This is a genomic window from Dactylosporangium sp. CA-092794 (assembly GCF_050948465.1).
In the GTDB taxonomy this organism is placed as follows: Bacteria; Actinomycetota; Actinomycetes; order Mycobacteriales; family Micromonosporaceae; genus Dactylosporangium.
Genome location: NZ_CP192044.1, coordinates 4,395,854 through 4,418,861, shown reverse-complemented (window position 1 = coordinate 4,418,861; position 23,008 = coordinate 4,395,854). Strand labels below are relative to the sequence as shown.

Annotated in this window: 18 protein-coding genes; 6 read left to right on the top strand and 12 right to left on the bottom strand. The window is 74.9% G+C overall.

Features of this window, described 5'->3' with window-relative positions; translation table 11 throughout:
- Position 1 precedes the first annotated feature (1 nt).
- Positions 2-1,387, bottom strand: a complete 1,386-nt coding sequence (locus tag ACQPXD_RS19005) for a M17 family metallopeptidase (protein WP_432840221.1) — start codon at positions 1,385-1,387, stop codon at positions 2-4.
- Positions 1,388-1,530: 143 nt separating this feature from the next.
- Here ACQPXD_RS19005 and ACQPXD_RS19000 point away from each other — a divergent pair, with 143 nt between their 5' ends.
- Together ACQPXD_RS19000 and ACQPXD_RS18995 are read left to right on the top strand one after the other, a co-directional pair.
- Positions 1,531-3,573 (top strand): hydantoinase/oxoprolinase family protein, encoded by a 2,043-nt coding sequence (locus ACQPXD_RS19000; protein ID WP_432840219.1) that lies wholly within the window; start codon positions 1,531-1,533, stop codon positions 3,571-3,573.
- Positions 3,570-5,255 carry a hydantoinase B/oxoprolinase family protein gene (locus tag ACQPXD_RS18995; RefSeq protein ID WP_432840217.1) on the top strand — a complete coding sequence of 562 codons (1,686 nt, stop codon included), beginning with the start codon at positions 3,570-3,572 and terminating at the stop codon, positions 5,253-5,255. Before ACQPXD_RS19000 ends, ACQPXD_RS18995 begins: the two co-directional genes overlap by 4 nt.
- A 3-nt stretch (positions 5,256-5,258) precedes the next feature.
- On the opposite strand, the gene ACQPXD_RS18990 is transcribed toward ACQPXD_RS18995, so the two are convergent.
- From ACQPXD_RS18990 to ACQPXD_RS18960, 7 genes are all read right to left on the bottom strand, one after another.
- On the bottom strand, positions 5,259-6,800 hold the full coding sequence (locus ACQPXD_RS18990; RefSeq protein WP_432840215.1) for a PucR family transcriptional regulator: 1,542 nt from the start codon (positions 6,798-6,800) through the stop codon (positions 5,259-5,261).
- Positions 6,797-7,924 carry a DUF917 domain-containing protein gene (locus ACQPXD_RS18985; protein WP_432840213.1) on the bottom strand — a complete coding sequence of 376 codons (1,128 nt, stop codon included), beginning with the start codon at positions 7,922-7,924 and terminating at the stop codon, positions 6,797-6,799. The genes ACQPXD_RS18990 and ACQPXD_RS18985 overlap by 4 nt, the downstream gene beginning before the upstream one ends.
- Positions 7,921-9,225: a hydantoinase/oxoprolinase N-terminal domain-containing protein gene (locus ACQPXD_RS18980; RefSeq protein ID WP_432840211.1), complete on the bottom strand. Its 1,305-nt coding sequence runs from the start codon at positions 9,223-9,225 to the stop codon at positions 7,921-7,923. The genes ACQPXD_RS18985 and ACQPXD_RS18980 overlap by 4 nt, the downstream gene beginning before the upstream one ends.
- A 29-nt stretch (positions 9,226-9,254) precedes the next feature.
- The gene (locus tag ACQPXD_RS18975) at positions 9,255-10,253 is read right to left on the bottom strand and encodes an ABC transporter permease (RefSeq protein WP_432840209.1); all 999 of its coding nucleotides are present in this window, start codon (positions 10,251-10,253) and stop codon (positions 9,255-9,257) included.
- Complete coding sequence (locus ACQPXD_RS18970) at positions 10,250-11,764, bottom strand: sugar ABC transporter ATP-binding protein (RefSeq protein WP_432840207.1); 1,515 nt, start codon at positions 11,762-11,764, stop codon at positions 10,250-10,252. Before ACQPXD_RS18970 ends, ACQPXD_RS18975 begins: the two co-directional genes overlap by 4 nt.
- Before the next feature lie 71 nt (positions 11,765-11,835).
- Entirely contained in the window at positions 11,836-12,855 is a 1,020-nt protein-coding gene (locus ACQPXD_RS18965; RefSeq protein WP_432840205.1) for a sugar ABC transporter substrate-binding protein, read from the bottom strand.
- 13 nt (positions 12,856-12,868) lie between these two features.
- Complete coding sequence (locus ACQPXD_RS18960) at positions 12,869-13,183, bottom strand: antibiotic biosynthesis monooxygenase family protein (protein ID WP_432840203.1); 315 nt, start codon at positions 13,181-13,183, stop codon at positions 12,869-12,871.
- A 333-nt stretch (positions 13,184-13,516) separates the two neighbouring features.
- Between ACQPXD_RS18960 and ACQPXD_RS18955 the strand changes: the two genes are divergently transcribed.
- Genes ACQPXD_RS18955 through ACQPXD_RS18940 form a run of 4 tightly spaced genes read left to right on the top strand, consistent with a single transcriptional unit; the run spans position 13,517 to position 19,399 of the window.
- The gene (locus tag ACQPXD_RS18955) at positions 13,517-15,574 is read left to right on the top strand and encodes a hydantoinase/oxoprolinase family protein (RefSeq protein ID WP_432840201.1); all 2,058 of its coding nucleotides are present in this window, start codon (positions 13,517-13,519) and stop codon (positions 15,572-15,574) included.
- Complete coding sequence (locus tag ACQPXD_RS18950; RefSeq protein WP_432840199.1) at positions 15,571-17,286, top strand: hydantoinase B/oxoprolinase family protein; 1,716 nt, start codon at positions 15,571-15,573, stop codon at positions 17,284-17,286. Before ACQPXD_RS18955 ends, ACQPXD_RS18950 begins: the two co-directional genes overlap by 4 nt.
- Positions 17,283-18,473, top strand: coding sequence for an amidohydrolase family protein (locus tag ACQPXD_RS18945; RefSeq protein WP_432840197.1), 1,191 nt, complete (start codon positions 17,283-17,285; stop codon positions 18,471-18,473). The genes ACQPXD_RS18950 and ACQPXD_RS18945 overlap by 4 nt, the downstream gene beginning before the upstream one ends.
- Positions 18,474-18,475: 2 nt before the next feature.
- A complete protein-coding gene (locus ACQPXD_RS18940) occupies positions 18,476-19,399 on the top strand; it encodes a proline dehydrogenase family protein (protein WP_432843894.1) in 924 nt (307 codons plus the stop codon).
- A 5-nt stretch (positions 19,400-19,404) separates the two neighbouring features.
- Here ACQPXD_RS18940 and ACQPXD_RS18935 read toward each other — a convergent pair whose 3' ends face one another.
- Genes ACQPXD_RS18935 through ACQPXD_RS18920 form a run of 4 tightly spaced genes read right to left on the bottom strand, consistent with a single transcriptional unit; the run spans position 19,405 to position 22,899 of the window.
- Positions 19,405-20,289 (bottom strand): LLM class flavin-dependent oxidoreductase, encoded by an 885-nt coding sequence (locus tag ACQPXD_RS18935; RefSeq protein WP_432840195.1) that lies wholly within the window; start codon positions 20,287-20,289, stop codon positions 19,405-19,407.
- 11 nt (positions 20,290-20,300) lie between these two features.
- A complete protein-coding gene (locus tag ACQPXD_RS18930) occupies positions 20,301-20,981 on the bottom strand; it encodes a GntR family transcriptional regulator (RefSeq protein ID WP_432840194.1) in 681 nt (226 codons plus the stop codon).
- 7 nt (positions 20,982-20,988) lie between these two features.
- Entirely contained in the window at positions 20,989-21,999 is a 1,011-nt protein-coding gene (locus ACQPXD_RS18925) for a proline racemase family protein (RefSeq protein WP_432840193.1), read from the bottom strand.
- A gap of 3 nt (positions 22,000-22,002) precedes the next feature.
- Entirely contained in the window at positions 22,003-22,899 is an 897-nt protein-coding gene (locus ACQPXD_RS18920) for a dihydrodipicolinate synthase family protein (RefSeq protein ID WP_432840192.1), read from the bottom strand.
- Positions 22,900-23,008 lie beyond the last annotated feature (109 nt).

The following is a 23,008-nucleotide window of genomic DNA, read 5'->3' as shown; positions in this document are numbered from 1 at the left end:
CTCAAGCCGCAGGCAGCACGAGCCGGAGCAGGGTGCGGGCCCCGAAGCCGGTGGCGCCGTCGGCGGAGGCGTCGCCGGACCAGGCCGGGCCGGTCATGTCGCAGTGCACCCACGGCACGTCCGGCGGAACGAACTCGCCCAGGAACAGCGCGGCGGTGATCGCCCGGCCCGAGTCGTGCAGCGGGTGGTTGCGGACCCCGGACGGGATGCGCACCTGGTCGAGGTACCGCTCGGCGAACGGCAGCCGCCACAGCGGCTCACCGGCCTCCGCGCCCGCGCCCAGGAGACGGGCGACGGCCCCGTCGTCGCGGCCGAGCACCGCCGCGATCTGCGGGCCCAGCGCGATCTCGGCCTGGTAGGTGAGCGTCGCGAGGTCGACGAGCAGGCCCGGGCGGCCGGCGGCGGCGATCGCGAGCGCGTCGGCGAGCAGCACCCGGCCCTCGAAGTCGGTGTCGAGGATCTGGATCTGGGTGCCATTCCAGGCGGTCACCACGTCGCCGGGGCGGGTGGCGCCCGGCCCGGGCAGGTTCTCGGCGAACGGCAGCACGGCCCGCACGGTCAGCGGGCACCGGGCCCGGCGCAGCCCGGCCATCACCGCCAGCACGGTGGCCGCGCCGGCGACGTCGAGGCGCATCGACCGCATCGCGGCCGGGGACTTGAGCGACAGCCCGCCGCTGTCGAACGTGACGCCCTTGCCGACCAGCGCGACGTCCGGGGCGGCCGATCCCGGGCCGGGATAGTCCAGTGTGACGAGGTACGGCCCGTTCGCCGACCCGGCGCCCACGGCGGCGAGCCCGCCGAGCCCCTCCTCCACGACCTGCCGCCTGTCGAGCACGGTGCAGGCCAGGCCGGCGCGGCCGGCGATCCCCCGGGCCCACTCGGCCGCGGCGCGCGGGGTGAGGACGTTCGCCGGGGCGCTGACGAGCAGCCGGGCCAGCCGCGCCACGTCGGCGGCCAGCAGGCCCTCCTCCGCCGCGGCGAGCCGGTCGGGCGGCACGTGCAGGGTCACGCCGGCGCCGGGGCAGCCGGTGACCAGGCCGTCGATCAGCGCCGGCACCAGGTCGGGCCGGTCCGGCGGGAGCTCGACCGCGACGGCGCCGCCCGACAGCCGGGCGCCCGCGGCGGTCGCGGCCCGGCGCGCGGTCTCGGCGGTGAGGCCGGCCGCGGCGCCCAGGCCGACCCGCAGCACGCCGGCCGCCGCGGACAGCTCCCCGGGCGCGGCCTCGAACGGCAGCCACGGGTCGGTGTCCGCCGGGCGGCGCTCGCGCGTGACGAAGGCGATCCGGCGCTCGGGGAGCGGCCCGGCGGCGGCGACCCGGACCGGCCCCGCGGCGGCGGCCACGGCGGCGATCCCCGCCTCGATGTCGGCGACCCAGTCTCTCGGCATGCCCGTCATCGAACCCGGGCCGGCAACGCCCCGACCGTGCGCGCCGCACGCGCGGGGCGGCCGCCGCTATGCCGCGCGCACAGTCCGGCGGGGGCCGCCCGCCCTACCGTGCGAGGACACCCGAACTTCGAGGGGGCAGGCTCATGCGGTACCGAGTGTCGATGGACATCGGCGGCACGTTCACCGACGTGGTCACCTACGACCAGGACCAGGGGGTGTTCGCGGCGACGAAGGCGTCCACCACGCCCGGCAACCTCAGCGAGGGGGTGCTCGTGGGCCTCGACGCGGTCGTGGAGCGCCCGGCCGACATCGGCTTCCTCGTCCACGGCACGACCCAGGGCCTCAACGCCTTCCTCGAACGGCGCGGGGTGCCGGTGCTGCTGCTGGCCACGGCCGGCGTGGAGGACACCTACCACATCGCCCGGGGGCCGCGGACCCGGCTGTACGACCTGCACTACCGCAAGCCGGTCCCGCTGGTGCCGCGCCGCGACGTGGTCGGCATCGGCGGGCGGATCGCCGCCGACGGCACCGAGCTGACGCCGCTGGACGAGGCGGCGGTGCGCGCCGCCGCGCGGCGGGCCCGCGCCGGCGGCCACGGCGCGATCGCCGTGGCGTTCCTGTTCAGCTACAAGAACCCGGCGCACGAGCTGCGCGCCCGGGAGATCCTGCTCGACGAGCTCGGCGAGGACTTCACCGTGTCCGTGTCGCACGAGGCGGCCAAGGAGTGGCGCGAGTACGAGCGGACCTCGTCGGCGGTGATCGAGGGCTACACGGGCCCGATCGTGCGCCGCTACCTCGTCGACCTCGAGCGGCGCCTGGCCGCCCGGGAGCTCGGCGTACCGCTGCACGTCATGCAGTCCTCGGGCGGCATCCTCACCGCCGAGTCGGCGCGGCGGCGGCCGCTGCAGACGCTGCTGTCCGGGCCGGTCGGCGGCGCCATCGCCTGCGCCGAGCTGGCCCGCCAGGCCGGGCGGCCGAACCTCATCGGCATCGACATGGGCGGCACGTCCTTCGACGTCTCGCTGATCGTCGACGGCGAGCCCGACGTGTCGGCCGAGGCGAAGCTGGAGGGGCTGCCGATGCTGATGAGCGTCGTCAACATCCACACCGTGGGTGCGGGCGGCGGCTCGGTCGCCTGGGTGGAGGCCGGCGGGCTGCGGGTGGGGCCGCGCTCGGCCGGCGCCCGCCCGGGACCGGCCTGCTACGGCCGCGGCGGCACCGAGCCGACCGTGACGGACGCCAACCTGGTGCTCGGGCGCATCGACGCCGACGGCTTCGCGGGCGGCCAGATGACCCTCGACACCGGCCTGGCCGGCGCCGCCGTCGCCGGGATCGCCGAGCGGTTCGGGCTGAGCCCGACCGCGATGGCCGAGGGGATCTGCGACGTGGCGAACGCGCGGATGGCGCAGGCGATCCGCACCATCACCGTCTCCCGCGGCATCGAGCCGCGCGACTCCGCGCTGGTCGCCTTCGGCGGCGCCGGGCCGATGCACGCCGTGTTCCTGGCCCGCGAGCTCGGCATCGCCGAGACCGTGGTGCCCCGCTTCCCCGGCGCGTTCTCGGCGTGGGGCATGCTGCAGACGCGGATCCGGCAGGACTACACGGAGCCGTACTTCTTCCTCGACGCGGACCTGGACGGCGCGGACATGGCGGCCACCCTCGCCCGCCTGGAGCGGGAGGGCCTGGACGCGCTGGCGCACGAGGGCGTGCCCGGCGACCGGCGCAGCGCGAGCCATTCCGTCGACGTGCGGTACGCCGCGCAGGAGTACACCATCACCGTGCCGCTGACCGGCGCGGCCGAGCCGGCCGGCGAGGGCTTTTTGGGCGTGCTGGCGGAGCGCTTCGCCGCGCTGCACGAGTCCCGCTACGGCCACGCCAACCTGGGCGCCCCGATCGAGCTCGTCACGCTGCGCACCGCCACGTTCGGCGACCTCGGCCGGCCCGAGCCGCAGCGGTGGCCCACGGCCACCGGCCCCGAGTTCCCGCACCGCATCCGCACGGTCGTCTTCGACGGCGCGCCGCGGGAGTCGATCGTCGTGCGCCGCGACGACCTGTTCGTCGGCCACACCTTCGACGGGCCCGCGGTCATCGTCGAGGACACCGCGACCACCGTCGTGCCGCCCGACCACACTGTGCGCCTCGACGACATCGGCTCCCTGCTCATCCGCCGGAAGGACTCCCAGTGACAGCTCTGCTCGACGCGGTCGACGTCGACCCGGTGACGGTCGAGATCATCCGCAACGCGCTCAACTCCGCGGCCGACGACATGAACGCCACGCTGATCCGCTCGGCGTACACCCCGATCATCTACGAGTGCGGCGACTGCGTGGTGGCCCTGCTCGACGCCGACCACCAGGTGCTCGGGCAGTCCGCCGGCCTGCCGATCTTCCTCGGCAACCTGGAGACCTGCACGATGGCCACCGAGCAGCGCTTCGGCCGCGAGGTCTGGCAGCCCGGCGACGTGTGGATCCTCAACGACAGCTACCTCGGCGGCACCCACCTCAACGACGTCACCATCTTCGGGCCGGTGTTCGTCGGCGACACGCTGGTCGGGTTCACCGCCTCGCGGGCGCACTGGATCGACGTGGGCTCCAAGGACCCCGGCGGCTCGATGGACTCGGTGACCATCTTCCAGGAGGGGCTGCGCCTCGGCCCGCAGAAGCTCGTCGAGGGCGGCCGGCCGGTGCGCAACGTCATCGACACCATCGGCACCAACGTCCGCTTCCCGTATCCGACCACCGGCGACATGCACGCGATGATCGCCTGCATCACGATGGGCGAGAAGCGGCTGCAGGAGATCGTGCGCCGGTTCGGGCTGCGCACCCTGGAGGCGGCCCGGGACGAGATCTTCCGCCAGACCGAACTGCTGGAGCGGGCGGTGATCGCCCGGATCCCCGACGGGGTGTACGCCGCCGAGGGCGTGCTCGACAACGACGGCATCGACCTCGACACGCCCGTGCCGATCCGGCTGCGGATCACGGTGTCCGGCGAGACCATCGACTTCGACGTCACCGAGTCGGCCGACCAGACCGTCGGGCCGGTGAACTGCGGCGTGTCGCAGGCGGTGTCGGCGCTGCGGGTCGGCTACAAGCTGCTGGTCAGCCCCGACCTGCCGGGCAACGGTGGCTCGTTCCGCACGATGACCACCCAGGTCCGGGAGGGCTCGGTGCTGGGCGCCCGCTCCCCCGCCGCCTGCCAGTGGTACTTCTCCCACCTCGGCCTGCTCATCGACATGGTGGCCCGGGCCCTGGCGCCGGCCCTGCCCGACCACGTCGCCGGGGCCAGCCACGGCGACTCGATGATCATCCTGTCGGCCGGCACCGACCCGCGGGTGGGCCGCGAGTTCGTGAGCCTCGAGGCGACCGTCGGCGGCTGGGGCGCGTGGAACGGCTCCGACGGCGAGAGCGCGCTGATCAACAACGTCAACGGGTCGCTCAAGGACATCCCGATCGAGGTGCACGAGACGCGCTACCCGTGGCGCATCACGGAGTACCGCATCCGCCCCGACTCCGGCGGCGCCGGGCGGTGGCGCGGCGGCAACGGCGTGATCCGGCAGTACGAGGCGCAGACCGACCTCACCGTGTCGCTGTGGTTCGAGCGCTCCCGCCAGCCCGCGTGGGGCCTGTTCGGCGGCGAGGACGCGGTCGGGCCCGAGGTCGTCATCAACCCGGGGCGCCCGGACGAGCGGCGCATCCTCAAGATCAACGGTCTTCCGCTGAAGGCCGGCGACGTGGTGCGCTGCGCGACCGGCGGCGGGGGCGGCTACGGCGACCCGACCGAGCGCGCCGCCGGCGACGTGCGGGCCGACGTGCTCGACGGCCACGTCAGCGCCGAGGCGGCGGTGACCCGCTACGGCCTCGACCGGTAGGCCTCAGGCCTCTGCGCCGGCCTCGCTGTGTGGGTGGCTCCACAGCGAGGCCAGCGCGTAGCACAGCACGTGCAGCGCCAGCCGCTGGGCCGGCTCGTCGTAGGTGAGCCCGAGCTGGCGGGCCCGGGCCAGCCGGGCCAGCACCGTGTTGCGGTGCACGCCGAGGCGCTGGGAAGCCTGGCTGAGCGAGCCGCCGCAGTCCAGGACGGCCAGGACCGTCTGGACGAGGGCGGTGCGGTCCCGGGCGGCCATCAGCTCGTCGAGGGTCAGGTCGGCGACCTGACCGATCTCGGCGGTCGGCAGCCAGGCCAGCGCCGCCGGCGGGCCGACCTGGTCGAACCACTGCACGCCGCCGGGGCCGCTCTCCCGGGCGACGTGGGCGGCCAGCCGGGCCTCGGCGACCGAGCGCAGCAGCCCGGCCACGCCAGGGTGGGCCCGCCCGATCCCGAGCACCAGGCCGTGCGCCGCGGCCGAGTCGCGGAAGGCGGTCACGGCCCGGCGCAGCGGCGCCGCATCGTCCGGGTCCACGCTGCTGTGCCAGGAGATCCAGCCGTCGCCCTCGACGATCAGCGGCCAGTTCGCGCGGCCCCGCTGCCAGGAGGCCCGCACGAGGTGGGTGATCTCCTCGGCCGGCTCGCCGGCCGGGTGGACGGGCGCGAGCCACACCGCGCGGTTGGCCCCGTCGACCTGCCAGCCCAGCTCACTGCTCCAGGACGGCACCGCCACGTCGCCGGCGTCGCCGCGGGCACCGTCGGCGGGCTCGGTGGCCAGGCGCCGGAGCAGGCCGAAGGCGGCCTGCTCGTGGGCGGCGTGGACGGAGGAGTCCAGCCGGGTCCGTGCCCAGGCCGCCTGCAGCGACGGGCGGGCCAGCCGCAGCAGCGCCTCGACCTGCTCGGCGGCGGCCGGGCCCTGCGCCGGCACGGCCGCGACGAGCCGCGCCCAGGGCCGCTCGCCGGCGCCGTGCACCTCGACCTCGACCCGCTGCACGCCGGCGCGGTCCTGGACCGCGGCGGCCCGGCCGGCCACCGCCGTCCCGCCCATCACCAGGGCCACCGGCACGGTCTGCAGCTCGCTGTTGAGCACGCCGAGGACGCCGCGGATGCCGGTCTGCTCGGCCAGCCGCGCCGCGCACAGCGCCTGCCGCAGCGCCCGGGCCGCCGCCGGGGCGCTGACCTGACCGGCCAGCTGCAGCGCGACGTCGACCGGGTCGGCGTCGATGGCGAGCAGCGACATGTTCAGCCGCTCGGCCAGGGCGGCGCTGGACGCCCCGGCGACGGCCCGGGAGACCACCACCGCCGAGACGTTGCGCTCCCAGGCCAGGTGCAGGGCGGCGGCCAGCGACCAGCCGCCGGTGGCCGCCTCGTTGTGCAGCACGACCAGCACGTGCGGGGTGCACCGGCGCAGCCGCTCGAAGGTCTCGGCCAGCACCACCTGGTCCACCCGGCGCGACGGGTCGGCCAGGTGCAGCCGGTCGCCGCCGGCGAGCGGCTGGATGCTCACCAGCTCGCCGAGGGTGATCGGCAGGGTCGAGGGGCGCTGGCTCACCGGGACCGCCCGCGCCGCCGCGGATGCTCCAGCGGGATGCCGTGCGAGCCCAGGCCGACCATGTCCATGCCCTCGTCGGAGTACCAGACCGCGTCGGCCGGGGTCACCAGCACGTCGACCAGGTCGCCGCGCTCGAGGCTGTCGAGCGTGGCGAGGGCGCCCCGGGCGACATCGACGAGGCACAGCAGGTCGGGCGCGCCGGCGATCAGCGCGCCGTTGGCGAAGACGGCCACGATCTCGCTGCGCAGCTCGATGCGCAGCTGCCGGCGCAGCCCGCCGGTCTCGTCGACCACGACGCTGGACGGGTGGGCCGGGATCGTGCCGTCGCTGGGCCGGCTGAGCTGCTCGAGGTCGACGATGCGGCCCCGGCCCAGCCGCCGGCAGCCGGTGACCGCGCCGAGCCGGCCGATCAGCAGGTCGGGGTCGGTGCGCTGGAGCAGCACCCGGCCGACGTTGGCGATCCGCGACACGGTGCCGGGCAGGGCGGCGCGGCGCAGGACGCCGACCGTCGTGGGGTAGGCCGCGAGCGCCGCCCAGCCGCCGAGGGTGTCGACGTTGGCCCGCAGCAGCCGGTCGGCGCGCGGCCCGGCCAGCGACTCCACCAGCACGCTCTCGCCGGTCGGGCCGAAGGCGACCAGCGGCGTCGGCGACACGCCGGCCAGGTGCATGGCCGTGTGGTGGATGAGGGCGTAGGTGCGGCCCATGCCATCGGCGTCCAGCAGCGGCACGCCGAGCTGCGCGGCGGCGACCACCGGGGCCAGGGCGCTGACGGTGGCGGCGGCCAGCGGGTAGACGGCGCCGAACCGGACGCCCTGCAGCCGCTCGATCTGGCGGATCGCCGAGGCGAACTCGTCCCCGGCCGGCGGCAGGTCGGCCATCGCCGAGCCGGACCCGAGCACGCACACCGACACGCACGGCGTGTCGGGGTCCACCGTCTCGACCCGGTGCAGCGGGACCGGTCCGGCCCGTTCGAGCAGGCCGGTCAGCCACGACGTGAGCGAGGACCGGTTCGCGTCGCCGACGGCCGGGGAGTAGAACTTCGCCCCCTCGTACAGCGCCGGCACGTCCTCCGCGCCGATCCAGGTGTTCGCGCCGAGGTAGCCGCCGGGCGCCTGCGCGGTCATGCCCCGCCGGTCCGGGACAGGCCGGTGTCGGGCGCGCCCGCGACGCGCACCCGGATCCGCACGGTGCCGGCCGGGCTGTAGGGCACGGCCACCGTCGACACCTCCGCGAAGTAGGCAGTGCCGGGCGCGGCGCCGTTGGCCATCACGAACGCGGTGGCCCGCTCCTCGGCGTCGCGGCGCACGGTCTCGAGCTGGTCGGCGGACTTGATGAAGGCGACCTCGTCGAGCCAAGAGGTGGGCTGGCTGATCGCGGCGCCGACGCAGGCGAGCAGCCACGGGTCGCCCTGCGCCCGCACGACCGGCCCGTCGGTCACCCGGCCCGGGACGCCGGGGGCCGGGTCCGGCTCGGGCGAGAGCACGGCGGTCGGCACCACGAGCTCGGTGCCGATGCCGGCCGGCTCGGCGGGGCTGACCAGGGCCAGGCCCCGGCGCACCTCCCCGGCGACCTGGACGCCGCCGCGGGAGAGCAGGACCCGGCAGTCGTCGAGGCCTTCGAGGTACGCCGCGCCGCACAGCTCCAGCGCCGCCGTGGCCCCGAACGCGACGACCGGCATGGCCCGGATGCGCGACGGGGTGCTGTAGCCGCCGTCGCCGCGGGCCACCCGCAGCGGGATCCCGCCGGGCAGCCGGCCCAGGGTGCGCTCGCAGCGGTCGAGCAGCTGCTCGGTGAGCACGGCGAGGGCGCAGTCCAGCACGACGGTCGCCTCCCGGGCCACCAGGCCCTGGCCGCCGTACTCGCTGGCGACCGAGATGCGCGCGCCCGGCACGGCGGCCTGGATCGCGTCGGCGACGTCCCGCTCGTGGGCCGGGCGGGCCTGCGAGCCGGCCCCGACGATCGCCACGTGGCGGATGGAGCCGGCGGCCAGCTCGGCGCAGACCGCCGCGAGCTGGCCCCGGTCGAGCGGGCACAGCTCGTTGCCGAGCAGGTCGTGCCCGCCCGCCACGGTGAAGCGCCGGGCGACCCGCCGCTCGACCAGCTCGGCCGGGGACCGGGCCAGCGCCGGGTCGGTGGCGGCCCGCGGGACGATCCGGACCGCCGCCACCCGGGGCAGCTCGCTGTCCGGGCGGACCACCGCGTCGAGCAGCGTCGGCGAGATGTCCACGATGACCGCGTCCGGGCCGGCGCCGGTGAGCTCGACCGCGGCCCGGACGGCGGAGGCGATCGTGCCGTCGATGTCGGCGTGGGCCGGGGCGGCCGGCTCGACCGGCACGGCGGCGGATCCGTGCACGACGACCGCGTGGCAGCGGTCCGCGTCCACGCTCACCCCGACGTGCGCGGGCCGGCCGGCGCGGGAAGGCATCGGCCCAGCGTACAGCGGCCCCGGGGCGGCTACCGTGTGCGTTTGCGCAGCCAGCGGTCGGTGGTGACGGCGAACAGGATCAGGCATCCCTGCAGCACCTGCTGATAGATCGTGTCCCAGCCGAGCAGGTTGAAACCGTTGCCGATGAGGGTCAGCAGGAAGGCGCCGACGACGCCGCGCCAGACCGCTCCCTCGCCGCCGAGGATGCTCGTGCCGCCGATGACCGCCGCCGCGATCGCGGTGAGCTCCGCCCCGGTCGCCATGGTCGACTGGGCCGAACCGGCCCGCGAGGCGAGGATGAGCCCAGCCAGCGCCGAGCACACCCCGCTGATGACGTACACCGAGACGTGGATCGACCCGACCCGCACCCCGGAGAGGCGGGCGGCCTCGGCGTTGCCGCCGACCGCGTACACCCGGCGGCCGAACGTCGTCCACGAGGTCAGCAGGCCGATCGCCACCACCACGACGACGAACACGATGGTGGCCGAGGTCAGCCCGAACAGCGACGGCCAGGTGAGCGCGCCGAAGTCCTCGGACTGCCGGCTCAGCGGGTACACGATGGAACCCGCGGTCACCACGACCGCCACGCCGCGGTAGATGATGCTCGTCGCCAGCGTCGCGATGAACGAGTTGACCCCGCTGCGCACGACCACGAGCCCGGTGATGAGCCCGAGCAGCGCCCCGGCCGCGACGGCCGCCGCGAAGCCGACCGCCACGTTGGTCAGCCGCACGATCTCGACCCCGACGATCGCCGACACGGCCAGCGACGCGCTCGCGGTGAGGTCGAACACGCCGCTGAGGATGCACACCGTCGCGCCGGTCGCGAGCAGCCCGACGACCGCGCACTGGTCGAGCAGGTTGATCAGGTTCGACGTGGTCAGGAACGTGTCGGTGCTGACCGACAGGGCGATCACGATCGCGACGAGGGCGACCAGGATGCCGTAGTCGCGCAACCGGGACGCCCGCCGTGACAGCGTGCCCGCGGCCTGCACGGTGGGTTGCGTCTGCGTCACTGCGTCGACGCTCACGTGGGCTCTCCTTCGTCTCCGAACGCGGCGGCGATGACGACCTCCGGGGCCGTACCGCGGGAATACTCGCCGACCGGCCGCCCGTGCCGCAGGACGAGCACCCGGTGGGAGAGGGCGAGCAGCTCCTCGATCTCCGACGAGACGCACACGACGGCCATGCCGTCGCGGGCCAGGTCGGTGATGAGGCGGTGGATCTGGGTCTTCGCGGCGATGTCCACGCCCCGGGTGGGCTCGTCGACGAGGAGGACCCGCGGCGAGCACAGCAGCCACTTGGCGAACAGCGCCTTCTGCTGGTTGCCGCCGGAGAACGTCTCGATGGCCGCGTCCTTGGCCGCGGCCCGGATGTCGACCAGGGCCGACGCCGACTCGACCGCCGAGCGCTCGGAGGCGCGGCGCACGAACGGGCCGAACCGGCGGCGCGGCAGCGAGGGCAGCGCCACGTTCTCCCGCACCGAGCGGGCCATCACCAGGCCCTGCTCCTTGCGCGACTCGGGCACGAACGCCACGCCCGCGGCCATCGCGCGGCGCGGGGTGAGCCGGCCCAGCGCGACCCCGTCCACCTCGACCGCGCCCTCGGTGGCGGGGTCGGCGCCGAACAGCAGCCGGAGCGTCTCGGAGCGGCCGCTGCCGACCAGCCCGGCGATGCCGAGGATCTCCCCGGCCCGCACGTCGAGGTCGACGCCCTGCACCAGGCCGCGGCGCAGGCCGCGGGCGGAGAGCAGGACCGGCGCGCCGGCGGGCACAGGCGCCGGCTCCGGATACAGCACGTCGATCTCCCGGCCCACCATGTGCGTGACGAGGGTGCGGGGCGAGTGCTCGGCGGCGGCGCCGGTGGTGACGAGCGCGCCGTCGCGCAGCACGGTGACCCGGTCGGCGACGGACAGTACCTCGTCAAGGAAATGCGACACCAGGATGACGGTCGTGCCACCGTCGGCCAGACGGCGGATGAGCGCCAGCAGGTTCGCCTTCTCGTGCTCGGTGAGCACGGCGGTCGGCTCGTCCATCGCGAGCACCCGGGCGCCGCGGGCGAGCGAGCGCAGGATCTCGACCTGCTGCTGCACGCCGGTCGGCAGCCGGTCGACCCGCTCGCGCGGGTCGACCTGGAAGCCGGTCAACTCGACGAGCTCGGCGAAGCGGCTCCGGTCGGCCCCGGACCGGCGCAGCCCGGCGGTCTGCGACCACCGGCCGAGGAACACGTTGTCGAGCACGGTGAGCGCCGGCACCAGCGCGCCCTCCTGGGAGATGAGGCTGACGCCGTGCGCGATGGCGTCGCGGGGCCGGCCGATGCTGACCTGCTCGCCGTCGAAGCTCAGCGTGCCGTGGTCGGCCCGGATCGCCCCGCCGAGGATCTTGAGCAGGGTGCTCTTGCCGGCGCCGTTCTCCCCGACCAGCCCGTGGACCTCGCCCGGCGCGATGTCGAGGTCGATGTCGTGCAGCACGGTCACGCCGCTGTAGCTCTTGCCGATGCCCCGCACCGAGATGGTGGGCGCCCGTGTCGCGGTTGTGGTCATCGCCGCCCCTGGAAGGAGTCGGGCCGCGGCGCCGCACCCGCGCTGGGGGCGCCGCCGCGGCCGAGGCCGGGTCAGTCGGAGTAGTCGGCGGTCAGGCCCTGCAGGGTCTGCTTGGTGCCGAGGCAGTTGAAGGTGGTCAGCGCCGTGCAGGCCACGGTCGACTCGGGCACGCTCTGGCCGCGGGCCTTGGCCAGGCCGAGCTCGGCGGCCTTGGCGCCCTCGGACTTCTCGGGCACATCGTAGACGCCGTACCAGGTGCCGTCGGCCACGAACCCGAAGGCCTGGGTGGAGCCGCCGTTGCCGACGAACGCGATCTTCTTGTCCTTGGCCAGCGGCGTGGCGCCCTCCAGCGCCTGGGAGGAGCCGATGACCACGTTGACCTCCGGGTGGGACTGCAGCAGGTTCTGCATGGAGGCCCGCCCGGTGTCGGGGGTGTAGCCGCCGACGAAGTTCGAGATCACCGTGGCGCCGCCGGCCTTCAGCGCGTCCACCGCGGCGTTGGTCCGCGCGGTGTCGAGCGGGTAGTTCGCGAAGCCCTGGAAGTAGGCGACCGTGCAGGCGCCGGTGGCCACGGTCTTGCAGGCGTCCAGGCCGAGCTTGGCCAGGCCGACGCCATTGACCGTCGGCGGGTCGATGATGTTGATCGTGCCGGGGACCTGCGGGTCGGCGGTGTCGTACCGGCCGCCGACCGGGGTGAACTCGATGACGACCACGATGCCGGCGGCGACCGCCTGCTTGACCGGGTTGACGATCGCGGTGCCGTCGTTCGCCTGGACGATCACGACGTCGAACCGCTTGGACGTCACCGCGTCCTGCAGCTGGTTCACCTGCGTGGGGCCGTCGAAGTTGGAGTCGAGGAAGGTGGCCGAGGCGTTGTGCTGGTTGGCGTACGACTCGACGCCGGCCCAGGCCGCCTGCGCGAAGGAGTTCGCCTTCGCGAAGCCGAAGAAGCCGATGTTCAGGTGCTTGTCGGCGGCCACGGACGGCGCCGAGCCGCCCGCGCCGCTGCTGGCCGGTTTGCTGCAGGCCGTGATACTCATGGCGAGCGCGGCGGTCAGGCCGACCGCCGCCACTCGGAAAGCTCGGGTCACAGGTGCTCCTATCTCAAGCTAACGCGACGAGCTCGTAGAGTGCGCCAACGACCGGCTCGTCCGGATCGGTGTCCAACACGGCGGCGAGTTGCCGGGACAGGGCAGCGCGCCACGGATCGTCGACCCAGCGCCGGTAGTCCGCGGCCGTGTCCCAGTCAGCTATGACGAGGTGCGTGGCCCGGCCACCGCCGAGGGATCGCAGCAACAGTGCGTCTCGACACCCCGGAAACTGCCGGGCGCGCTCGAGGACCCGATGTTCGGCATAGAACGCCTCGAGCGCGCCGGACTGGCCGGCGGCGGCGCGAAGGGTCAGCACACTACGGATCATCGGTGGCTCCCGGCGAACCTGTGGGTTGCGAGTGGGCAAATGCTGACGGTGGCCCCCGGCCGGTGGGTGTGCGCCCAGCACACCGCCCGGCGCCGCCGCTGTGCACGCGCGCTCCCATGCCGGATTCGTCCCCGCCCCGCCCGCGCCGCGGCGGTTGACACCCGAAACCGGCTGTGCCAGCGTTCGACTCCTCGCCGCGCCAACCGGCGAAGACGATCCGGCCGGCCGTCGCCCGGACGGGCGCTCAGCAGCGCCCTGGGACACCGGGACCTGGCCGGCCGCCGCGGTCTTTTTCACGAACCGCGCCGCACGGATGAGCGCGAAAGGCACACCATGACCACGACCAGCCGGGTCGCCATCGACGTCGGCGGCACCTTCACCGACGTCGTCGAACTGCTGCCGGACACCGGTGAGATCCGCTTCGACAAGGTACCGACCACCCCGGCGCAGCCGACCGAGGGCGTGCTGAACGCCTTCGGCACGGTCCGGGCCGCGCTGTCCGGCGTAACGATGTTCACGCACGGCACGACCCTCGGGCTCAACGCGCTGCTGACCCGGACCGGCGCGCGGACCGCCGTGGTCGGCACGGCCGGTTTCCGCGACGTCTACCTGCTCGGGCGCACCGACCGGCGGACCAACTACGACATCACCTACCGCCCGCCGCCGGCCCTGCTGGAGCGCTACGACACCTTCGAGGTGCCCGAGCGCAGCCGGTTCGACGGCTCGGTGCACCGCCCGCTCGACGAGGACGCGGCCCGCGCGGTCGCGGCCACGATCGGCGAGCGCGGCTACGACTCGGTGGCGGTGGCCTTCCTGCACGCCTACGCCAACCCGGCGCACGAGCTGCGGATGCGCGAGATCCTCGCGGAGGCGGCGCCGGGCGTGGCGGTGACGCTGTCGCACGAGCTGTCGCGGGAGTACCGCGAGTACGAGCGGACCAGCACGGCGGTGCTCGACGCCTACGTCAAGCCGATCGTGCGCCGCTACCTCGAGCGGCTGGAGCGGGAGCTGCGCGACGGCGGGTTCACCGGCCGGTTCCTGATGACCCGCTCCGGCGGCGGCGCGATGACCGCGAGCGCCGCCCGGGAGCAGCCGGTGAGCCTGATCCTGTCCGGCCCGGCCGGCGGCGTCATCGGCGCGACCGCGTTCGGCGCGCTCATCGGCGAGCCGAACCTCATCACCATCGACATGGGCGGCACCAGCCTGGACGCCTCGCTGGTCATCGACGGCGAGCCGGTGCTGCACTCCGGCGCCGAGTTCGAGCAGCTGCCGATCAACACGCCCTCGCTGTACATCCACACCATCGGCGCCGGCGGGGGCTCGATCGCCTGGCTCGACGAGGCGGGCGCGCTGCAGGTCGGCCCGCGCAGCGCCGGCGCCGACCCGGGCCCGGCCTCCTACGGCCTCGGCGGCGCCGAGCCGACCTTCACCGACGCGGCGCTGGCCGTGGGCTATCTCGGCGCGGAGACCCCGCTCGGCGGCCGGCTCACCCTCGACGACGCGCTCGCCACGGCGGCGCTCAAGCCGCTGGCGGCCCGGCTCGGCATGACGCCGCTGGCGCTGGCCCGCGGCATCATCCGCATCTCGACCGCCAAGATCATGGGGGCGGTCCGGGCGATCACCGTCGAGGTGGGGCGCGACCCCAAGGACTTCGGGCTGCTGTCGTTCGGCGGTGGCGGCGGCCTGGTCGCCGTCGACGTGGCCCGCGAGCTGTCCATCCCCACCGTGATCGTGCCGCCCGGGCAGGGCGCGTTCTCGGCCTTCGGCATGCTGTTCGCCGACGTCCAGCACGACTTCGCGCGCACGTCGGTGACGGCGCTGGCCGAGCTCGACGCGGCCGGCCTGGCCGCCGGCTACGACGCGATGATCGACGAGGCCCGGCGAGCGCTGGCCGCGGAGGGCTTCGCGCCCGCGGCGCAGACGCTCACCCGCAGCGTGGACGTCCGCTATTCCGGCCAGGAGCACACGGTGACCGTGCCGGCGCCGGAGGGTGCCGGGGACGTGGTCGCGGCCGTCGAGCGCGCCTTCACCGAGCTGCACGAGCGGCAGTACGGCCACACCATGACGGACCCGATCGAGGTCACCACCCTGCGGCTGCGCGCGACCGGGGTGGTGGCCAAGCCGTCGCTGCCCCGGCTGGGCCGGCGTGGCGGCGGGTCCCCGGAGCCGGACGGCACCCGCACCGTGTACGTGTCGCAGGAGCGGCCGCAGGTGCCCTACGCCCGCTACACCCGCGAGGCGCTGCTCGCCGGCGACGAGATCGCCGGCCCGGCCGTCATCGCCGAGCACACCGCCACGACCGTGATCCACGAGGGCGACCGGCTGCTCGTGGGCGACCACGGCGAGCTGGTCATATCCGTAGCCGCCGAAGGGGAGGCGACCGACCGATGAGCGACTCGATCACCACCGAGGTCATCCGCCACGGCCTGCTGGCCGCCGCCGAGGAGATGGCCCGCAACCTGTGCCGCACCGCGTACAACACCGTCGTCTACGAGATCCACGACTACGGCATCGGCATCCACGACGCGGCCGGCGACGTGGTGGCCGACGCGCCCGGCATCGCGGTGTTCACCCGCGGCAACGACCACGGCATCAAGGAGGCGGTCCGCTTCCTCGGCGCGGCGAAGCTGCGCCCCGGCGACGTCTTCCTGCTCAACTACCCCTACTGGTCCTCGGCGCACACCCTCGACCCGCTGGTCTTCGCGCCGATCCACGCCGGCGCCGAGCTGATCGGCTTCGCCTCCTGCCGCATCCACGTGCTCGACCTCAAGCAGAAGGATCCCGGGTACGTCCTGGACTCCACCGACATGTACCAGGAGGGCCTGTTCTTCCCGGCGTCCAAGCTCTACCGCGAGGGCGAGCCGAACGAGGACGTCTTCAACGTCATCCGGTTCAACAGCCGCCTGCCCGAGCGCACCATCGGCGACCTGCAGGCCCAGGTCTCGGCGTGCTTCACGGGGGTACGCCGCACGCAGCAGATCGCCGCCAAGTACGGCGCGGAGACGCTGACCGCCGCCATGCGGGCGATCAACGACCACGGCGAGCGGCTCGCCCGGCTGGCGCTGGCGAAGCTGCCGAAGGGCACCTGGACGGCGTACGACTTCGTCGACTCCGACGGCGTCGACCTCGACCGCATGATCAAGCTCAACGCCACGGTCACCGTCACCGACGACGAGATGGTCATCGACTGGACCGGCAGCGACCGCGACGTGCGCGGCCCGATCAACCTGCCGGTGGGCCAGACGCACGCCTTCTGCAGCCTGGTGTTCAAGGCGCTGACCACCCCGGACTCGCCGGTGGTGGCGGGCAACTTCCGCCCGCTGCGGGTCATCACCGAGCCGGGGTCGGTCATGCACGCGGTACCGCCGATGCCGACCTTCACCCTGTGGACCGGCCTCATCGGCGGCGAGGTGGTGCTCAAGGCCCTCGCCCAGGGCATGCCCGACATCGTCCCGGCCTGCTCCGGCGGCGACGTCTGCTCGATGATGGGGCTGGGCGTCAACCCGCGCAACGGCGAGGCGTGGCTGGAGGCCACCAACGAGGCGGTCGGCTTCGGCGCGCACGCCGGCGGCGACGGCGCGGACGGCATCATGCACCTCTCGGAGCCCGGCTGCCGCAACAACCCCGTCGAGGTGCTGGAGACCAAATCCCCGATGTTCATCGAGTGGTACGGCTACCGGCCCGACACCGGCGGCGCGGGCCGATACCGGGGCGGCGTCGGCGTGGGCCGGTCCTACCGGTTCACCGCCCCGTCCACCGGCATCTGCCTGGTCTACAAGACCAGGACCAAGCCGTGGGCGATCGCCGGCGGCCGCGAGGGCGACAACAACCACATCGTGCTCAACCCCGGCACCGAGCGCGAGGTGGTGCAGGGCGGCAGCTACAACCGGCTGCAGGCGGGCGAGGTGCTGGTGAACAACACCGGCGGGGGCGGCGGCTACGGCGACCCGCTGCGGCGCGAACCGGCCCGGGTCGCCGCCGACGTGCGCAACGGGTTCGTCTCCGCGGGCGCCGCTGAGCGCGAGTACGGCGTGGTCGTCGACCCGGCGACCTTCGCCGTCGACGAGGCGGCCACGGCCCGGCTGCGCGGGGCGGCCGCATGAGCACGCTGTCGATCGTCAACGCGGCGGTCTTCGACGGAGAGTCGGACGGCCTCGTCGAGGGGCCGGTGCACGTCGCGGACGGGCGCATCGTTGCCGTCGGCGGCGCGCCGCGGCCGGCCGACCGGGTGCTCGACGCCCGGGGCCGCACCGTGCTGCCCGGCCTCATCGACGCGCACTGCCACGCCTACGGCATCGACCTGGACATGCTGGCGCTGGAGTCGCGGCCGCTGAGCTACGTGGCGCTGGCCGCGGCCCGCCGGCTGGGCGCGGCGCTCTCGCGCGGCTTCACCACCGTGCGCGACCCGGCCGGCGGGGACGCCGGGCTGGCCCGGGCGATCGCCGAGGGGCTGCTGCCCGCCCCGCGCTACCTGTGGACGGGTGCGGCGCTGAGCCAGACCGGCGGTCACGGCGACGTCCGCGCCGCCGACAGCGAGGTCTGCGGCTGCGGATCGCATTCGGTCGAGGTCGTCGACGGCGTCGACCCGCTGCGCCGCGCGGTCCGCGACCGGTTCCGCCGGGGCGCCCACGCCATCAAGATCATGACGTCGGGCGGGGTGGTGTCGCTGACCGACCCGATCCGCGTCCCGCAGTACTCCGCGGAGGAGATCCGGGCGGTCACCGCGGAGGCGGCCCGCCGCGGCAGCTACGTCGCCGCGCACGCCTACTCCCCCGAGGCGATCCGGCACGCGATCGACAACGGGGTCCGCAGCGTCGAGCACGGCAACCTCCTCGACGCCGCCACGGCCGAGGCGATGGCGGCGGCCGGGGCGTTCCTCGTGCCGACCCTGGCCGCCTACGACGCGATGGACCGCCGCGGCGCCGACCTCGGCATGCCGGCGGTGTCCCGGCAGAAGAACCGCGAGGTGCTGGCGGCCGGCCGGACGGCGGTCGAGCTGGCCCGGGCCGCCGGCGTGCGGGTCGGCTTCGGCACCGACCTCATGGGCGTGCTGGAGGACGAGCAGCTCAATGGGCTGCGGCTGCAGGTCGAGGTGGACGGCCCGGCGGCCGCGCTGCGCTCGGCCACGTCGGTCAACGCCGACCTGCTCGGCCGGGCCGACCTCGGCCGGGTCCGCGAGGGCTGCGTCGCGGACCTGCTCATCGTCGACGGGGACCCGCTGCGCGACCCGGCCGTGCTGTGGGCCGGGCCGCAGCGGCGCACCGTCGTGCAGGGCGGGGTCGTGCTGTGACCCTGCTCGGCGGCACCCTGCTGGCCGCCTCCCGCAGCCCGCGCCTGCGCCGGCTGGTCGTGGCGGCACCGCCCACCCGCCGGGTCGTCGACCGGTTCGTCGCCGGCGAGCGGCTGGCCGACGCGATGGCCGCGGCCGGCCGGCTGACCGGCGACGGGCTGAGCGTCACCCTCGACCACCTCGGCGAGGACGTCACCGCCCCGGCCCAGGCCACCGCGGCCCGCGACGCCTACCTGCGCGCGCTCGAGGCCATCGGCGCGGCCGGGCTGGGCGGTGCGGTCGAGGTGTCGGTGAAGCTGTCTGCCTTCGGCCAGGCGCTGCCCGGCGGTCACGACCTGGCCCTGGCCAACGCGGAGGCGGTCGCCGCGGCCGCGACCGGCGCCGGCACGACGATGACGCTCGACATGGAGGACTCCTCCACGGTCGGCTCCACCCTGGCCGTCCTCGCCGCGCTGCGCGAGCACCATCCCGGCACCGGCGCGGTGCTGCAGAGCTACCTGCACCGCACCCCGGACGACGCCCGCGCGCTGTCCGGCGCCGGTTCGCGGGTGCGGCTGGTCAAGGGCGCCTACCGCGAGCCGCCGTCGGTGGCGCTGCGCGACAAGCGCGACGTCGACCGCGCCTACGAGGCGTGCCTGCGGATCCTGATGGACGGCCGGGGCTACCCGATGGTCGCCAGCCACGACCCCCGGATGATCGCCTCGGCCGGGCGGGCGGCGGCCGCGGCCGGCCGGGCGCCGGACTCCTACGAGTTCCAGATGCTCTACGGCATCCGCGCGGCCGAGCAGCGGCGCCTGTCCGCCGACGGGTACCGGGTGCGCACGTACGTGCCGTACGGCACCGACTGGTACGGCTACTTCATGCGCCGCCTCGCCGAGCGCCCCGCCAACCTGCTGTTCTTCGCCCGCGCCCTCACCACCCGCTGACCGGCTCACAGACCATGCGCGGCGGCGACCCAGGGCAGGGCGGCGGCGGGCAGGCCGCGCCCGTCCGGGCGGCACCAGTGCACGGTCACCTCGGCGAAGCCGAGCCCGGCCAGGCGGCCGAGGGTGTCGGCGTAGCGCCGCGGATCGGTAAAGGGCCACCGCACGTCGAGGGCGAACTGCGCGATCCGGCGCAGTTCGCCGCGGTCCCGGCCCTGCTCGGCGAGGGCCTCGTCGAGGCGGCGGGACTGCTCGGTCAGTGCGGCGAACCAGTCGTCCGGCTCGACCTGCGGGCCGTACGGGCCGTAGGTGACCCAGGCCTGGCCGTACCGCGCGGCGAGGGCAAGGGCCCGCGGCCCGGTGCCGGCGACCGTGAACGGCACCCGGGGCGCCTGCACGCAGCCGGGCAGCTGGTGGGCCTCGACGGCGGTGTACCGCTCGCCGCGCACGGTGGTGACCGGCTCGCGCAGCAGCCGGTCGAGCAGCCCGAGCCACTCGGCGAAGCGGTCGGTGCGCTCGCGCCGGCCGCGGGGCGGGTCGCCGAGCACGGCGGCGTCCGGCCCCTCGACGCCGGCGCCCAGGCCGACCTCCAGCCGCCCGCCGCTGAGCCGGTCGAGCGTCATCAGCTCCTTGGCGAAGGGCACCGGATGGCGGTAGTTGGGCGTCGCGACCTGGCTGCCCAGCCGCACCCGGCCGGTGGTCGTCGCGGCGGCGGCCAGCAGCGGCACGCAGCCGTACCACGGACCGTCCCGCAGCGCGGGCCACATCAGGTGGTCGTAGGTCCACACCGTGCGCACGCCGGCCCGCTCGGCCTCCGCGACGTCGGCCAGGAACGCCGCGGGCGGGTGCCGGTCGGGCAGCACGATCGCCGAGAGGGCCACGGGTGCGGTCATGACGGGGGCGGTCACGACGGGCCCGGTTCGTCGCGCCCGGCCCAGCTGCCCCGGACGTGCCCGATGTGCCGGCGCATCAGCCGCTCCAGCTCGGCCGTCTCGCCCGCCGCGATGAGCTCCAGCATGCGCACGTGCTCCCGCGCGGACGCGCTCAGCTCGCCGGAGTCGGCGAGGCGCTGCAGGCCGAACAGCCGGGTGCGGGCGCGCAGCTCGCCGACCATGGCCACCAGCTGCTCGTTGCCGGCCAGCGCCAGCAGGCCGAGGTGGAAGCGGCGGTCGTTGTCGAGATACCCGATGAGGTCCTTGCGCCCGGCCGCGCCGACCACGGCCTCGGCCACGGGGCGCAGCCGGGCCAGGTCGGCGGGGGCGGCGGCGCCGGCCGCGCGGGCGGCGGCCGGGATCTCCAGCAGCATCCGGATCTCGGTGATCTCGTCCAGCTCGCGGTCGGAGAGCTCGCGCACCCGGAAGCCCTTGTTCGGCACGGTGAGCACGAGCCCCTCCTTGACCAGCTCCAGCATCGCCTCCCGCACCGGCGTGGCCGACACGCCGAAGCGCGCGGCGAGCACGGGTGCGCTGTACACCTCCCCCGGCCGCATCTGCCCGGCGATCAGCGCGGCCCGCAGGGCGTGGATGACCTGGCCGCGCACGCTGGGGCGCCCGTCGATGGCGAGCGGCTCGAAGGTCCCGTTCATGCGGCCATCACAGCAGAAAGCCGGCCGGGAACGGGTCGGTGGGGTCGAGCAGATACTGCCCCATGCCGGTGATCCAGGCCCGGCCGGTCACGGTGGGCAGGACGGCGGGCCGGCCGCCGACGGTGGTCGTGCCGGCCAGCCGCCCGACGAACCGGCTGCCGATGATCGACTCGTTGACGAAGTCGGCGCCGACGGCCAGCTCCCCGCGGGCGTGCAGCTGGGCCATGCGGGCGGACGTGCCGGTGCCGCAGGGCGAGCGGTCGAACCAGCCCGGGTGGATCGCCATCGCGTGCCGGGACGTGACCGCGTCCGAGCCGGGCGCGGTGAGGTAGACGTGGTGACAGCCGGCGATCTCCGGCTGCTCCGGGTGCACCGGGGCGAGCTGCTCGGTGACCGCGTCCATGAGCTCGAGGCCCGCGTCGAGCATGCGCTGGCGCACCGGCGCCTCGGCCGGGGTGAACGGGATGCCGAGGGCGTCGAGGTCGACGATGGCGTAGAAGTTCCCGCCGAAGGCGACGTCGAGGCGCACCGGGCCGAAGGTCTTGGTCTCGACCACGGCGTCGAGCGCGTGCGCGAACGACGGCACGTTGCGCAGCGTCACCGCGTCGGCGTGGCCGTCGCTGACCCGCACCTCGGCCACGACCAGCCCGGCGGGGGTGTCGAGGCGGATCTCGGTGACCGGCTCGGTGACGGTGACCATGCCGGTCTCGACCAGCACGGTGGCCACGCCGATCGTGCCGTGGCCGCACATCGGCAGGCAGCCGCTCACCTCGACGTACAGCACCCCCCAGTCGGCGTCGGGGCGGGTGGGCGGCTGCAGGATCGCGCCGCTCATGGCGCCGTGCCCGCGCGGCTCATACATCAGCAGCGTGCGCAGGTGGTCGAGGTTTTCCAGGAAGTACCGCCGGCGCTCGGCCATGCTGGCGCCGGGGATGACGCCCACGCCGCCGGTGATGACGCGGGTGGGCATGCCCTCGGTGTGCGAGTCGACGGCCGCGAAGACCCTGCTGGCGCGCATCGGTCACCGGTGTCCGGCGGCGGCGAGCTTCTCGGTGGCCTCCCGCACGGCCAGCTCCTGCTCGGCCACGAGCGGCAGGCGCGGCGGCCGGCAGGGGCCGCCGTAGCGGCCGACGAGGTCCATCGACAGCTTGATCGCCTGCACGAACTCGGTGCGCGAGTCCCACCGCAGCAGCGGGTGCAGTGCCCGGTAGAGCGGCAGGGCCGTGGCCAGGTCGCCCGCGCGGGCCGCCCGGAACAGCTCGGCGCAGCTGCGCGGCAGCGCATTCGGGTAGCCGGCCACCCAGCCGGGCGCGCCGGCCAGGACCAGCTCGAGGGTCACGTCGTCGGCGCCGGCGAGCACGTCGAGCCCGGGCGCCAGCTCGGCGATGCGGTAGCTGCGGCGCACGTCGCCGGAGAACTCCTTGACCCCGACGATCAGGCCCTCGCCGTGCAGCCGGGCGAGCAGCTCGGGAGTGAGGTCGACCTTGGTGTCGATGGGGTTGTTGTACGCCACGATCGGCAGCCCCACCTCGGCGACGGCGCGGTAGTGCGCGACGACGGCGCGCTCGTCGGCCCGGTAGGCATTGGGCGGCAGCAGCATCACGGCGGCGCAGCCGGCCTCCGCCGCGTCCTGCGCCCAGCGGCGCGCCTCGGCGGAGCCGTAGGCGGCGACGCCCGGCATGACCGTGAAGCCCGGCGGCGCGGCGGCGACGGCCGTGCGGACCACCTGGGAGCGCTCCTGCGGGGTGAGCGTCTGATACTCCCCCAGCGACCCGTTGGGGGTCACGCCGTCGCAGCCCTCGGCGGCGAGCCACGCCACGTGCTCGGCATAGCGGTCGAAGTCGACCGCGAGATCGTCGGTCAGCGGCAGCGCCGTCGCCACGAGGACGCCGTGCCAGGCAATGCGCTCGACAGTCATGGTCTGTACAATGTCACATGGCACTGTTACTGGCAACTTCCCAAGGGGCGGGTGTGAGCTTCGACGTCGTGATCGTCGGCGCCGGCATCGTGGGCGCCGCCTGCGCCTA